This window comes from Pseudoduganella sp. GW821-FHT05F09, assembly GCF_059419605.1.
The window spans coordinates 358,090-370,432 of record NZ_JBWKSD010000004.1 but is presented as its reverse complement, the minus strand read 5'-3'; the positions used below and the strand labels follow the sequence as shown (position 1 = coordinate 370,432).

Genomic DNA, 12,343 nt, shown 5'->3' with positions numbered 1-12,343 from the left:
TATCATGCTCTATACCATCGCAGTTGTACTGATCATACTCTGGCTGCTGGGCCTGGTGACTTCCTACACCATCGGCGGCTTCATCCACGTTCTGCTGGTCGTCGCTGTCATCATGATCCTGCTGCGCCTGATAAGCGGACGCGGCATTTAGCATAAGGAACACAGCATGCAGCATCTCAGCAAAAAAACCCTGGCTGGCGCCCTGGCGCTGGCCATCGCCAGCACCGGCTGCGCCGACATGTCCGCCACCCAGCGCGGCACGGCCACCGGCGCCGGCGCGGGCGCTGCGCTGGGCGCGCTGATCGGCGGCACCACCGGCAGCCACAGCAGTGGCCGCACGGCCGGCGGCGCGCTGATCGGCGCGGCGGCCGGCGCCGTCATCGGCAACATCTGGTCCACCCGCATGGAGAACCAGAAGCGCGCCATGGAGCAGGCCACCCAAGGCACCGGCGTCCAGGTAAGCAAGACCGACGACAACCGCCTGCGCCTGGAGATTCCCAGCGATATCTCCTTCGACACCGGCCGGGCCGACATCAAGTCCAACTTCCGCCCCATCCTGGACCGCTTCGCCGCCACCCTGAACGACAACCCTGCCGCCACGGTCAGCATCATCGGCCACACCGACAGCACCGGCAGCGACGCCATCAACCAGCCGCTGTCGATCGACCGCGCCGCCAACGCGCGCGACTACCTGGCCGCGCGCGGCGTGTCGCCCACCCGCATCGTGGTGGAAGGCAAAGGCTCGCGCGAACCGGTGGCCTCCAACAACGACGACAGCGGGCGCGCCCGCAACCGCCGCGTGGAGATCTTCGTGGCAGAACCGCAAAGCCGGGGCTGATTGGAGTATGCTGGCGGCTATGCTTACAGGAGCCGCCATGCCAAACGCCCGCCACATCCTGCCGGCCGCCATCCTCGCGGCCGGCTTTATTCTGCCCGCCGCCGCCCAGACCATACGGCCCGGCCTGTGGGAAATCACCAACAAGATCCAGTCCGCCAGCGGCGGCAACGCCCAGGCCTTGTCCGAGGCGCAAAAGCAGCTCGCCAGCCTGCCGCCCGAGCAGCGCAAGATGGTCGAAGCCATGATGGCCAAGCAAGGCGTGGCCCTGAGCAGCAGCGGCGACGGCGGCATGAAGCTGACCTACTGCGTGACCAGGGAAATGGCGGAGAAAAAGGAATTGCCGACGGGGCAGCAAGGCGACTGCAAGTCCACCAGCACGCCCATCGCGGGCGGCATGAATGTGAGCTTCACCTGCACCAAGCCGCCGTCCAGCGGCAGCGGGCAGGTGATCTTCCAGGGCGACAGCGCCTACACCATGCGCATGACCATCAACGGCGCCATGCAGGGCAAGCAGGAAAGCATGACGGTGGACAGCACCGGCCGCCTGCTCAGCCCGGATTGCGCCGGCAAGAAATAGTCAGCCAATAATCAGTGCTGGTCCATGAAGGCGAAATACAGATCGCGCGCCTGCGTGGCCACCGGCCCCACGGGCAGCGTCCGGCCTTCATAGCGCACGCACGGCGTAACCTTGCCGTAGTTGCCTGTGTTGAAGATCTCCACCGCCGTCAGCAGCTCCTCGGGCTTGACCGAACGCTCCTCCACCGCCACGCCCGCCTCGGCCAGCAGCTTGATCACGCGAGCACGGGTGATGCCGGACAGGAAAGTGCCGTTCGGCACCGGCGTCACCACCTTGCCTTCGGGCGTGACGAAGAACAGATTGGCGGTGGCGAATTCCGCCACGTGGCCCTGGCTGTCCACCATCACCGCATTGTCGTAGCCCTTGTCCTTGGCCAGGCGCAGCGCCTTGGTGGAATTGGCGTACAGCGCGGACGCCTTGGCGTCGGCCACCGCCATGTCGGCATCCGGGCGGCGCAGCGAGGACAGGCAGGCCGAGAAGCCCGTGAACGGCGGCATGGGCGCGTCGAACAGCGTCAGCGCGAAGGCCGACTTCTCGGCCACCGGGATCAGCAGGCCGTCGGTGCCGAACACCAGCGGACGGATATACAGCTCGGCGTCGGCCGGGAATTTGGCCACGCCCTCGCGCACCAGCTTTTCCATCTCATCCACGCTCAGCGGGCACACCAGGCCCACGCTGGTGGACGAGCGCACCACGCGCTCCAGGTGCGGACGCAGGTCCGGCATATGGCCGCGCACCGAGCGCGCGCCGTCGAAAACCGAAGAACCGAGCCAGACGCTGTGGTCCATGGCGCCGAACAGCGGCGCATTGCCTTCACTCCAGCTGCCATTGAAATAGGTGAGATACATAGATTTCCAAGCGGTTGTTGTACACAGTCTTCGACTGTAGCACAGCCGCCTAGAAGGAGTGGTGCAAGCCCACGTTGATGCCGCTGTTGCCGCGCCCCCGGTCGGTGGCGTTGCCCACCGTATAGCCGGCGCCGTTCCTGTTCTTGATCTTGGCATAGGCCGCATACAAGCTGGTGCGCCTGGACAGCGCATAGGTCATGCCGGCCGCCATCTGGTCCGCGTCCTGGTTGGCCAGCGTGCGGTCGTTCTTGTGGATGTAGGACACCATGAAAGTCGCCGCCCCCACCGGCACGGCCACGCCGGCCAGCATGTCGTGGCTGTTGCTCGACGGCGTGGGCGCCACCAGCGCGCCGTAGGGATTGGACGCGTCCCACGGCGAGCTGCCGATGCCTCGGTTGACGCCGTAGGCCGCATACACCGTGGCCCAGCGCAGGTTGACATTGGCGGCCACCAGCGTGTTGCGCGAGGAATAGTCGACCGCCGGCACCACGCCGGTCGCGTCCGACAGATTGTTCTTGCGCTGGTGCGCCACGCGCAGCGTGAACGGCCCGTGCTCATAGCCTATGGTGGCGCCGTAGGCGCGGTTGAAACGCGTGCTGTAGGGCGACTCGCCGAAACTGTAGATGGCGCTGGCGCTCCAGCCGCGCAGCTGCGGCGTGGCGTACTTGACGGTGTTGTCGTAGCGCCGGACGGTATAGCCGGCCAGGTTGGTCGCCGCGCCGGCCATGCCGCCCCGGAACGGGTCCGCCACGTCGATCAGGGTTTCGTACTGCAGATTGTACTGGCGGCCCAGCGTGATGGCGCCCCAGCCGCTCTGCAGGCCCACAAAGGCCTGGCGGCCGAACAGGCGGCCCTCCTCGGACTGGCCGGTGTCCGCGCCCAGGCCGGCCTCCAGCGTGAACACGGCCGCCGTGTCGCCGCCCAGCTGTTCCTTGCCCGACACGCCCAGCCGCGAACCGCTGGCGATGCCGCTGCTGACCTTGGTCCTGGCGCAGGCCGTGCCGCAGCCGCGCTCGGCCACCACGCCCGCGTCGAGCACCCCATAAATATTCACCGACGACTGCGCAAATGCGGCCAGCGGAGAAATCAGGGCGACGGTAAGGAGAGCGGTCTTCATGATAGGAACCAGACTACGCCGCGCAAGGCGGCAATTCTGTGCGCGCGCTCACATTCAAACCGGTCAATTGTCGTCCACTTGATATTCATCATATCAACAAGGGTATAGTTTAGAGAAAAATAGACGACGATCAAAAAACTTGGAAAGGCAGGAGACCATGAGCACCGCAGCATCGCAGTACGCCAGGCAATACGCCGATAAACGCATGTCCGCCAGCGACGCCATCGAACAGGTGCGCGACGGCGACTTCATCATCGTGCCGTCCGGCGCCGGCGAGCCGCCCGCGCTGCTGACCGAGCTGTCCGAACAGCGGCGCCGTTTCCGCGACGTGAAAGTGTCGCAAATCCTGGCGCTGCGCAAATACGGCTATTTCGACTGCGACACGGTGCAGCATGTGCGCCACGTCGCCCTGTTCTTCGGCGGCGCCTCGCGCGCGGCCGGACAGGCGGGCTGGGCCGACTTCATCCCGGCCTATTTCTCCGAACTGCCCAGCCTGATCGAGCGCGCCCAGATCCCATCCGACGTGGTGTTCTCCATGGCCTCGCCGATGAACGAGCAAGGCTGGTTCTCGCTCAGCCTGGGGGCCGACTACACCATGGCGGCGGTGCAGAAGGCGCGCGCCGTGGTACTCGAAGTCAACCCCAACGTGCCCTTCGCGCACGGCCAGTGCCACGTCCACATTTCGCAGGTGGCGGCGCTGGTGGAAAGCAGCGAGCCCATCATTGAAGTGGGCTTACCCAAGATCGGCCCGGTGCAGGAAGCCATCGGCAAATACGTGGCCGACATGATAGAAGACGGCTCCACCCTGCAGATCGGCTACGGCGGCATACCGGACGCGGTGGTGATGCAGCTGACCGATAAGCGCGACCTCGGCATCCACACCGAAATGATAGGCGACGGCATCCTCAACCTGGTGGAAGCGGGCGTGGTGACCAACCGCAGGAAGACCTGGCTGCCTAACAAGATGGTGGCCACCTTCGCGCTCGGCTCCAAGCGCCTGTACGACTATATGCACCACAACCCCATGCTCGAAATGCACCCGGTCAACACCACCAACGACCCCTACATCGCCGGCCAGAACGACAAGCTGATCGCCATCAACGCCAGCCTGCAGATCGACCTGCTGGGCCAGTGCGGTTCCGAGAGCATTGCCCACCTGCCCTACTCCGGCACCGGCGGCCAGGTCGACTTCGTGCGCGCGGCCAACCGCTCGCGCGGCGGCAAAGCCTTCATCGTGCTGCCCTCGACGGCCAAGGACGGCACGATCTCGCGCATCGTGCCCACGCTCACGCCGGGCACCCACGTCACCACCGGCAAGAACGACATCAACTACGTGGTGACGGAGTACGGCGTGGCCCAGCTGCGCGGCAAATCCGCCCGCCAGCGCGCCGACGAACTCATCAGCATCGCCCACCCCGACTTCCGCGCCGAACTGCGCCAGGCCGCCGCCAAAATCAACCTGTGCTAAACCGGTGGGGAAAATGTGCGATTGCAGCATTTAGGGTAAACTGTCGGGATGCTTAATATTCTTGAAAGCATCTCCGATGCGACCACCGGCATCGATACGCTGGTACAACTATTCAACACCCTGCGCCCGAGGCGCGCTGCCGACGCTGCCCAAGCGATCGCCCATGTCCGCACCCTGACCCGCTTGCTCAAGGCCGATCCGGCCCACGCCCAGGCCTTGCGCGACTACATCGTGCGCCTGCTGGGCGAGCGCCGCCATTCGAGCCTTTATACCGAGATCGGCGTGCTGTCGAACGACGGCTTCTTCACTGAACTGAAACGCCGCATCGCCTACCGCCTGCTGCCGCCCGCGCTGGGCGACGAGTATCTGAGCGACGCGCTCGACCAGCTGGCCCACGAGCAGACCGACCACCTGTGGATCGCCGCCGTGCCCGCCGCCGACTGGCTGGATTTGTTCGACACCATCTTCACCGCCGTGCCCGGCATGCGCAATGTGATGCTGGCCGGCCTGCTGGATGCGATCCGCACCCTGTCCTACCGCGTGGCGGCCATCGGCCTGGAGCCGAAGCTGACCAACTTCCACACCGAAATCGAAGTCTTCGATTCGCCATTCACCGAACAGAACCGCGAGGTGAACGCCTACCTGGACGGCTACCAGCGGCTGCTCGCCGGCGAGGCCGACGAGGTGGAGGACGCGCGCCACCTGCTGGTGATGCTGGACCAGTGCGAGGACGTGGTGGCCAAGATCCGCAAGAAGGCCCTGCTGCAAGGCACCAGCATCGCGCTGACCTACCTGCTGGTGACGCTGACGCAAAGCGTGGACCGCCTGCGCAAGCTGCTGTTCCTGGTGGACACCTCGGCCGCCTCGGCCGATGCCCGCCGCGCCGCCGGCGTGGCCCTGATGCTGGAGCTGATCGAAGCCCACAACAAGAAGTACACCGTGCGCGACCTGCTGGCCGACAATATCCACCTGCTGGCGCGCAACGTCACCGAGAACGCCAGCCGCACCGGCGAGCATTATGTGGCCGACAAGCGCAGCCAGCTGGGCGGCATGTTCCTGTCCTCGGCCGGCGCCGGCGTGGTGATCGGCTTCATGGCGCTGTTCAAGATACTGATGTCCTATCTGCGCGCGGCGCCGCTGGTGGAAGCCTTTTTGTTCAGCATGAACTATTCGCTGGGCTTTATGTTCATCCACCTGCTGCACTTCACGGTGGCGACCAAGCAGCCCGCCATGACGGCCTCGCGCATCGCCGCCGGCCTGCAAAGCCGGGACGGCAAGTACCTGGACATCGACAGCATGGCCGAGCTGGTCAACAAGGTGTTCCGCACCCAGGTGTGGGCTGTGCTGGGCAACCTGGCCACCGCCATTCCCGTGGCCTGGCTGATCGCCGTCGGCTGGCAGCGCGTCACCGGCCACCACCTGGTGTCGCCGGACAAGGCCATGCATCTGCTGCACGATATCGACCCTATCGGCAGCCCCGCCCTGCTGTACGCGGCGGTGGCGGGCGTGTGCCTGTTCCTGGCCGGCCTGATCTCGGGCTACTACGACAACAAGGCGCTGTACACGCGCTTTGCGCAGCGCGTGTCGCAGCGGCGCGGCCTGGGCCGCCTGATCGGCCAGCAGCGCCTGGACCGCCTGGCCGTCTACCTGGAGAACAACCTGGGCGGCCTGATGGGCAATTTCTACTTCGGCATCCTGCTCGGCACCATAGGCACGCTGGGTTTCCTGCTGGGCCTGCCGCTCGACATCCGCCACGTTACTTTCTCCTCTGCCAACTTCGCGACAGCAATTGTTGGACTCGATCACAATGTCACCTGGCAACTGGTGTTGAAGTCCGTATCGGGATTCCTTGCCATCGGCGCGGTCAACCTGCTGGTCAGCTTTGCGCTGGCGCTGTGGGTGGCGCTGCGCTCGCGGCAGGTGCGCTTCAAGCATGGCTTTGCGCTGCTGAAAGCGCTGGGACGCCGTTTCATCACGGCGCCGGTCGAGTTCTTCCTTGGTGCCAGGGATACGGCACCCATATTGCCGGACGAGTCCACCATCAAGAGATAAACCATGACATTCCGAGGCGCGCACTGCTGGCTGGCTACTTTACTGACCTGCTGGTCCCTGGTGGCGTGCGCTTCGCTGCCGGCCGTGGTCACCGACGACGCCAGGGCCAAGGCGGCCGTTTCCGCCCCGACACGCATCGAATCGGCCAACGGCAAGCTGTCCGCCGGCAACAGCGCGGCGCTGCTCAAGAAGCGCTGGGCCAAGGGCGCGCTGGACGTGCAGCAGCAGGCCGCGCTGGAGGAAGCGGCCACCGGTGTGCCGCTGATCGCGGGCAACAAGGTGCAGCTGCTGTTCGACGGCCCCGCCACCATGACGGAAATGCTGAAGGCCATCGACGGCGCCAAGAACCACATCAATTTCGAGACCTATATCTTCGACCAGGACGAACTGGGCAACCAGTTCGCCGACCTGCTGCTGAAGAAGCAGGCCGAAGGCGTGACCGTCAACATCATCTACGACAGCGTGGGCACGCTGAGCGTGCCGCAAGCCTTCTTCGACCGCATGCGCGCCGGCGGCATCAAGCTGGTGGCCTTCAACCCCGTCAACCCGGCCAAGGTGCGCGGCAACGGCTGGAAGGTGAACAACCGCGACCACCGCAAGGTGCTCATTGTGGACGGCAAGGTGGCCTTCGCCGGCGGCGTCAACATCAGCGACACCTATTCCAAGAGTTCGCCCTTCCGCTCCAAGAGTCCGCCGCCCACCGACAAGTCGCAAGTGGGCTGGCGCGATACCCATGTGAAGCTGGAAGGCCCGGCCGTGGCGGCCTTCCAGTGGCTGTTCATCCAGGCCTGGGCCCAACAGGACAGCGACGACCTGCGCGACGCCGACTACTTCCCCACCCCGGTGATCGCCGGCGACCGCATCGTGCGCGTGCTGGGCAGCGCCCCGGGCGGCAAGTTCGAGATTTTCAAGGCCTATCTGCTGGCGATGCAGGAGGCGAAGAAATCCATCCACATCACCATGGCCTATTTCGTACCGGACGAACAGACCATGGCGACGCTGACCGACGCGGCCAGGCGCGGCGTGGACGTGCGGCTGGTGCTGCCCAGCGTGTCCGACAGCGGCCTGGTCTGGCACGCCGGACGCGCCAAGTACGACGAGCTGCTGGCGGCCGGCGTGAAGATCCACGAGCTCAAGCTGGCCGTGCTGCACGCCAAGACCGCCGTCATCGACGGCGTCTGGTCCACCGTGGGCTCGACCAACCTGGACACGCGCAGCTTCCTGCACAACAGCGAGATCAGCGTGATCGTGCTGAGCGACAGCTTCGGCGCCGAAATGGAGCGCGCCTTCCAGGAGGACCTACGCAACTCCAACGAAGTGACGCTGGACCAGTGGCGCCACCGCCCCTGGAGCATGCGCATGAAGGAATGGTCGGCGCGCTTCATGGATTACTGGCTGTAGGCCAAGCGCCCTCCACTCAGCTTTCCCCCACTGGTACTGGCGCAAGCCCAGGTCAACGAAGCGGCCGAACAGGCTATGCCCGTTGGCGGAGTACCTGCACGACAAGCGGGTCACCGACTTCGGCATTCCGTCCTGCCAGGGCGTGCTCGATGCGGCGCCGGGCGCCTGCCATGGCGCCGCCCACGCCAGGGACCAAGACTTCAGCGAGTCCCGCGTGAAGGCGGCGGGCCTAAGCCTGCCCTGCCGCCTCCCACACGTCGCCGCTGCGGCGGAACACTTCGGTGCTGGCCAGTTCGAAGCTGGCCAGCGCGCTGATCCAGCTGTAGCGCTCCACCGTCAGCTGGCCGTCCTCCACGCGGATGGCGTTGAAGGAGTTTTCCTCGCCGCGCTTGCGGGTGGACGTGGCCGTGCCGGCCTGCACCACCAGCGCGGCGTAGCCGGCGATCTTGTAGCGCTGCGCGCTGTTGCCCGCGTGGCTGGCGTGCAGATGGCCGGCCAGCAGCAGGTCCACGCCGCAGCGCGCGAACGCCTCCATGGCCATGGGCGCGCGGTCCACCAGGTCATCCTCGTCGAAGCTGTCCGGCAGGTCGAAAGGGTGGTGGGTGACGACGATGTGCGTCAGCCCCTCCGGCATGGCGCTGAAGCGCTCGCGCAGCCGCGCCACCTGCTCGCGATTCACGCGGCCGTCCTTGAAGGTCAGCGAGCGCGCCGTGTTCATGCCGAGCACGGCGATTTCATCATCCACATATTCCGGCGCCAGGTTGGCCGTGATATGGCGGCGGTACTTCACCAGCGGCGAGAAAAAGCGCGCCGCCACGTTGTAGAGCGGAATGTCGTGATTGCCTGGCACCACGATCTGCGGCAGCGGCAGCGTGTCCAGCCAGGCGCGCGCCGCCTTGAACTGGGCGCTGCGCGCGCGCTGCGTCAGGTCGCCGGAAACCACCACCACGTCCGGCTTCAGTCCTTCCACGCGCGCCCGCAGCGGCGCCAGCAGCGCCTCGTCGACGCGGCCGAAATGCAGGTCGGACAAATGCACCAGGGTGCGCATGGCCTACTCCTTAAATGGTTTTGGGCGCCATTTTGGGCGTCACCACGGTGAGCGCGCCGGCCCGGATGCGGTAGGACAGCGGCGTCTGCATCACCGTCACCTCGCCGTCGGTGGCGACGCGGATGCGTTTATTGACCTCCTTGCGGGCACTGCGCGTGTCGATCTCCAGCTCGGTGGCCAGCAGCACGTCGAAGTCGCGCTGCTCCGCCAGCGTGCCGAGCAGCGCGTGCCAGGCCAGGCGCACCAGGCCCAGGCGGCTGGGCCGCTGCGCCACGTACAGGCTCAGCTTTCCGCCGTCGATGCGCTCACGCGCGCCGATGTTCAAGCCCTGCATCAAATACTCGTTGTTGCCGATGAAGACAAAGGGTGTGCGCCGCGCGTGCTCCTCGCCGTTCACGCTCAGGCGCACGTTCAGGAAGGGATAGCGCCGCAGCGCCGCCAGCGCGGCCCAGGTGAAGGCCAGCCACTTGCCGCGCCCCAGCCTGCTCTGCTGCTTTTCGCGGTCGCGCACAATGTCCGGATACAGGCCCAGGCTGGAGTTGTTCAGGAAAATGCGGCCGTTCACCTCGCCCACGTCCACCCGCACATGGCCGCCGGTGGCGATGGCGGCGATGGCGGCGTCCAGCTCCAGCGGTATCTTCAGATCCTTGGCGAAATGGTTCAGCGTGCCCAGCGGCAGTACGCCGTAGGCCACGTCCGTGCCCGCCAGCACCGAGGCCACGGCATTGATGGTGCCGTCGCCGCCTCCCGCCACCACCATGCGCACGCCCGACTCCACCGCCGCGCGCGCGGCGGCTATCATCTCCTCGCCGCTTTGCGCCAGCGTAATGTCGGCCACATAGCCGTGCGCGGCAAACTTGGCCAGCAACTGCTGCGAGAACTCGCCGCAATAGCCCAGCCCCGCGCTGGCGTTGATGATGACGGGTAGCAGTATGGCCAAGGATTTCCTTTCAGCTCGATTGAAGGCGGGCCGTCTGCGCCGCGCGGCGGCGCCGCAAGGTGGAACAGCCGGTGATGCAGACCGCCAGCCAGCCGCAGCCCTCCACCATGGCCGCCAGCACGTCGCTCGGGTAGTGCGCGCCCAGGTAGATGCGGCTGATGCCGGTCAGCAGCACCATCAGCGTAGCAGCACCGGCCAAAGCGCAGCGCACGCGCCAGCGCCCGCCCGCCATCACCGCGTAGCTCGCCATCAGACCCCAGAACAGCGTGGCCGCCACCGTGTGCCCGCTGGGGAAGCTGTAGGTGGCCAGCGTGAGCATAGGCTCCTCGAACACGGGCCGCGCGCGCTGGTAGATATGCTTGAGCGCCACGTTCAGCAGCATGCCGCCCGGCACCGACAAGACCAGCGCCAGCAGCCAGTAGCGGCCATGCGGCTGCGCGCGGCGCCAGAAGAACAGGCCGGCCAGCAGCACCAGCACCACCATGCCCGCCACGCTGTGCAGATGCGTGAACAGCCACATCAGGCTGGTGTACGGCTCCTGCGCGTGCGCATGCATCCAGTCCGACACGTGCCGGTCGAAGGCGGCCACGCCGTCGTTCTCGGCCACGTCTTCCGCCACCTCGGCAAACACGGCCACGGCGGCCATCATCAGTGCGGCGCCGGCGGTCAGGTGCAGGCCGAATTCGTCGCCGGGGGTCAGGCGCGCCTCCACGAAGCGCATCAGTCTTGTTGCTGGCTTGCTCAAAATGCCCGGCTCTCCAAAAATACAACAGTTATTAAATTAAACTGATATTTCATACAGTACTGTGTTTTTCAACAGTAGTTATGCTAAAGTGTAGTCACTGCATCATAACCAAGACACCCAACTGACACTAAGGAAGAATCATGACTACATTGAATAGCGGTTTCGGCTCCCGTTTTGGCCTGGAATATGCACCGATGTCTTTCCTGGTACGCTTCGGCAAACGTGAAGTGCTGGTATGCCGCGACTTCCGCAAGCGCTTCTACGCCGTCAACCCCATCCTGGAATGCGACACCGGCGTGCAGGCCGGCCACCTGGAAATCCTGGTGTTCCGCCGCTGGCTGCTGATCCTGTCCAAGGCGGCGCACTAAGCTACATTTGCTCATACTGGGCGCGCAGGAAGTCGCGCAGCTGCAGCACCGTCGGCGTCACTTGCGAGCGGTGCATGCACACCAGATGCAGCGGCGTGGCTTCGCCCACGATGTCGGGCAGCAGCACTTGCAGGCGGCCGCTGCGCAAGTCTTCCGACAGATCCATTTTTGATTTATACGCAATGCCCAGGCCCGCCACGGCCCAGCGCCGCACCAGGTCCGCATCGTCGGCGCAGCGGTTGCCGCGCACGGCCACGGTGAGCGGCGCGCTGCTGCCGGGCGGGTAAAAAGTCCAGTTGTTGTGGATCACGTCGTCCAGCGCGTAGCACAGGCAATTATGCCTTGCCAGTTCGTCCAGCGACGCCAGCCTGCCGTGCTTGCGGATATAGTCCGGCGACGCCACCAGCACGCGCCGGTTGTCCGGCGCAATCGGCATGGCGATCAGGCTGGAATCGTCCTGCTTGCCGTAGCGGATGGCAATATCGACCGGCTGCCGGTACATATCGGCCTGGCGGTCGCCCACGCTGATCTGGTAATGCACGGCGGGATACTGGGCCTGGAATTTATCCAGCCAGTACAGCAGGATGTTGCGGCCCAGGTCGGACGGCATGGCGATTTTCAGCGTGCCGCCGGGTACGTCCTTGGCCTGCATCAGCGTGTCGTGCCCCTCTTTCAGCAGCCGCAGCGCCTCGCGCGCGTGCACCAGGTAGCGTTCGCCCTCGTCCGTCAGGCGCAGCGAGCGCGTGGTGCGCGCGAACAGGCGCAGCCCCAGCTCGCCTTCCAGGCGCTTCAAGCCCGCGCTCGCCAGCGCCGGCGAAATCTCCAGCGCCCTGGCGGCCGCCGACAGGCTGCCCGCATCCGCCGTGCGCACGAATACCGTCAAATCATCGAGCCGCAGCACTATCTTCATTCCTTTGAAAGTGTTTCACAGAATGGCCTCT

General features: G+C 65.6%; 13 protein-coding genes. 7 read left to right on the top strand and 6 right to left on the bottom strand.

Features of this window, described 5'->3' with window-relative positions:
• The first annotated feature begins 4 nt into the window (after nt 1-4).
• Genes AC07S4_RS15215 through AC07S4_RS15205 form a run of 3 tightly spaced genes read left to right on the top strand, consistent with a single transcriptional unit; the run spans nt 5 to nt 1,415 of the window.
• Complete coding sequence (locus AC07S4_RS15215) at nt 5-151, top strand: lmo0937 family membrane protein (protein ID WP_161075394.1); 147 nt, start codon at nt 5-7, stop codon at nt 149-151.
• Nucleotides 152-166: 15 nt separating this feature from the next.
• On the top strand, nt 167-838 hold the full coding sequence (locus AC07S4_RS15210; RefSeq protein WP_494987446.1) for a YiaD family glycine zipper/OmpA-like lipoprotein: 672 nt from the start codon (nt 167-169) through the stop codon (nt 836-838).
• 37 nt (nt 839-875) lie between these two features.
• A complete protein-coding gene (locus AC07S4_RS15205) occupies nt 876-1,415 on the top strand; it encodes a DUF3617 domain-containing protein (protein WP_494987445.1) in 540 nt (179 codons plus the stop codon).
• 11 nt (nt 1,416-1,426) lie between these two features.
• Here AC07S4_RS15205 and AC07S4_RS15200 read toward each other — a convergent pair whose 3' ends face one another.
• On the bottom strand, nt 1,427-2,263 hold the full coding sequence (locus tag AC07S4_RS15200; protein WP_228895834.1) for a branched-chain amino acid aminotransferase: 837 nt from the start codon (nt 2,261-2,263) through the stop codon (nt 1,427-1,429).
• A gap of 49 nt (nt 2,264-2,312) precedes the next feature.
• Nucleotides 2,313-3,380, bottom strand: a complete 1,068-nt coding sequence (locus tag AC07S4_RS15195; protein ID WP_494987444.1) for a porin — start codon at nt 3,378-3,380, stop codon at nt 2,313-2,315.
• A gap of 157 nt (nt 3,381-3,537) precedes the next feature.
• Between AC07S4_RS15195 and AC07S4_RS15190 the strand changes: the two genes are divergently transcribed.
• Genes AC07S4_RS15190 through cls form a run of 3 tightly spaced genes read left to right on the top strand, consistent with a single transcriptional unit; the run spans nt 3,538 to nt 8,301 of the window.
• Nucleotides 3,538-4,848: an acetyl-CoA hydrolase/transferase family protein gene (locus AC07S4_RS15190; RefSeq protein WP_494987443.1), complete on the top strand. Its 1,311-nt coding sequence runs from the start codon at nt 3,538-3,540 to the stop codon at nt 4,846-4,848.
• Between the two features lie 48 nt (nt 4,849-4,896).
• Entirely contained in the window at nt 4,897-6,900 is a 2,004-nt protein-coding gene (locus tag AC07S4_RS15185) for a site-specific recombinase (RefSeq protein WP_494987442.1), read from the top strand.
• A gap of 3 nt (nt 6,901-6,903) precedes the next feature.
• Nucleotides 6,904-8,301 (top strand): cardiolipin synthase, encoded by a 1,398-nt coding sequence (cls, locus tag AC07S4_RS15180; protein ID WP_494987441.1) that lies wholly within the window; start codon nt 6,904-6,906, stop codon nt 8,299-8,301.
• Nucleotides 8,302-8,530: 229 nt separating this feature from the next.
• On the opposite strand, the gene AC07S4_RS15175 is transcribed toward cls, so the two are convergent.
• Genes AC07S4_RS15175 through AC07S4_RS15165 form a run of 3 tightly spaced genes read right to left on the bottom strand, consistent with a single transcriptional unit; the run spans nt 8,531 to nt 11,034 of the window.
• Nucleotides 8,531-9,349, bottom strand: coding sequence for a metallophosphoesterase family protein (locus tag AC07S4_RS15175; protein ID WP_494987440.1), 819 nt, complete (start codon nt 9,347-9,349; stop codon nt 8,531-8,533).
• Between the two features lie 10 nt (nt 9,350-9,359).
• Complete coding sequence (locus AC07S4_RS15170) at nt 9,360-10,289, bottom strand: diacylglycerol/lipid kinase family protein (RefSeq protein WP_494987439.1); 930 nt, start codon at nt 10,287-10,289, stop codon at nt 9,360-9,362.
• A gap of 10 nt (nt 10,290-10,299) precedes the next feature.
• Nucleotides 10,300-11,034 carry a phosphatase PAP2 family protein gene (locus AC07S4_RS15165; RefSeq protein WP_494987438.1) on the bottom strand — a complete coding sequence of 245 codons (735 nt, stop codon included), beginning with the start codon at nt 11,032-11,034 and terminating at the stop codon, nt 10,300-10,302.
• Nucleotides 11,035-11,174: 140 nt separating this feature from the next.
• On the opposite strand from AC07S4_RS15165, the gene AC07S4_RS15160 reads away from it, so the two are divergent.
• Nucleotides 11,175-11,402: a hypothetical protein gene (locus AC07S4_RS15160; protein ID WP_494987437.1), complete on the top strand. Its 228-nt coding sequence runs from the start codon at nt 11,175-11,177 to the stop codon at nt 11,400-11,402.
• 1 nt (nt 11,403) lies between these two features.
• On the opposite strand, the gene AC07S4_RS15155 is transcribed toward AC07S4_RS15160, so the two are convergent.
• Entirely contained in the window at nt 11,404-12,303 is a 900-nt protein-coding gene (locus AC07S4_RS15155) for a LysR family transcriptional regulator (protein ID WP_494987748.1), read from the bottom strand.
• Between the last annotated feature and the right edge of the window lie 40 nt (nt 12,304-12,343).

Coding starts and splice junctions, on each gene's coding strand:
- AC07S4_RS15210 (WP_494987446.1), top strand. CDS start 167: ATGCAGCATCTCAGCAAAAAAACCCTGGCTGGCGCCCTGGCGCTGGCC.
- AC07S4_RS15215 (WP_161075394.1), top strand. CDS start 5: ATGCTCTATACCATCGCAGTTGTACTGATCATACTCTGGCTGCTGGGC.
- AC07S4_RS15195 (WP_494987444.1), bottom strand. CDS start 3,380: ATGAAGACCGCTCTCCTTACCGTCGCCCTGATTTCTCCGCTGGCCGCA.
- AC07S4_RS15200 (WP_228895834.1), bottom strand. CDS start 2,263: ATGTATCTCACCTATTTCAATGGCAGCTGGAGTGAAGGCAATGCGCCG.
- AC07S4_RS15190 (WP_494987443.1), top strand. CDS start 3,538: ATGAGCACCGCAGCATCGCAGTACGCCAGGCAATACGCCGATAAACGC.
- AC07S4_RS15160 (WP_494987437.1), top strand. CDS start 11,175: ATGACTACATTGAATAGCGGTTTCGGCTCCCGTTTTGGCCTGGAATAT.
- AC07S4_RS15205 (WP_494987445.1), top strand. CDS start 876: ATGCCAAACGCCCGCCACATCCTGCCGGCCGCCATCCTCGCGGCCGGC.
- AC07S4_RS15185 (WP_494987442.1), top strand. CDS start 4,897: ATGCTTAATATTCTTGAAAGCATCTCCGATGCGACCACCGGCATCGAT.
- AC07S4_RS15175 (WP_494987440.1), bottom strand. CDS start 9,349: ATGCGCACCCTGGTGCATTTGTCCGACCTGCATTTCGGCCGCGTCGAC.
- cls (WP_494987441.1), top strand. CDS start 6,904: ATGACATTCCGAGGCGCGCACTGCTGGCTGGCTACTTTACTGACCTGC.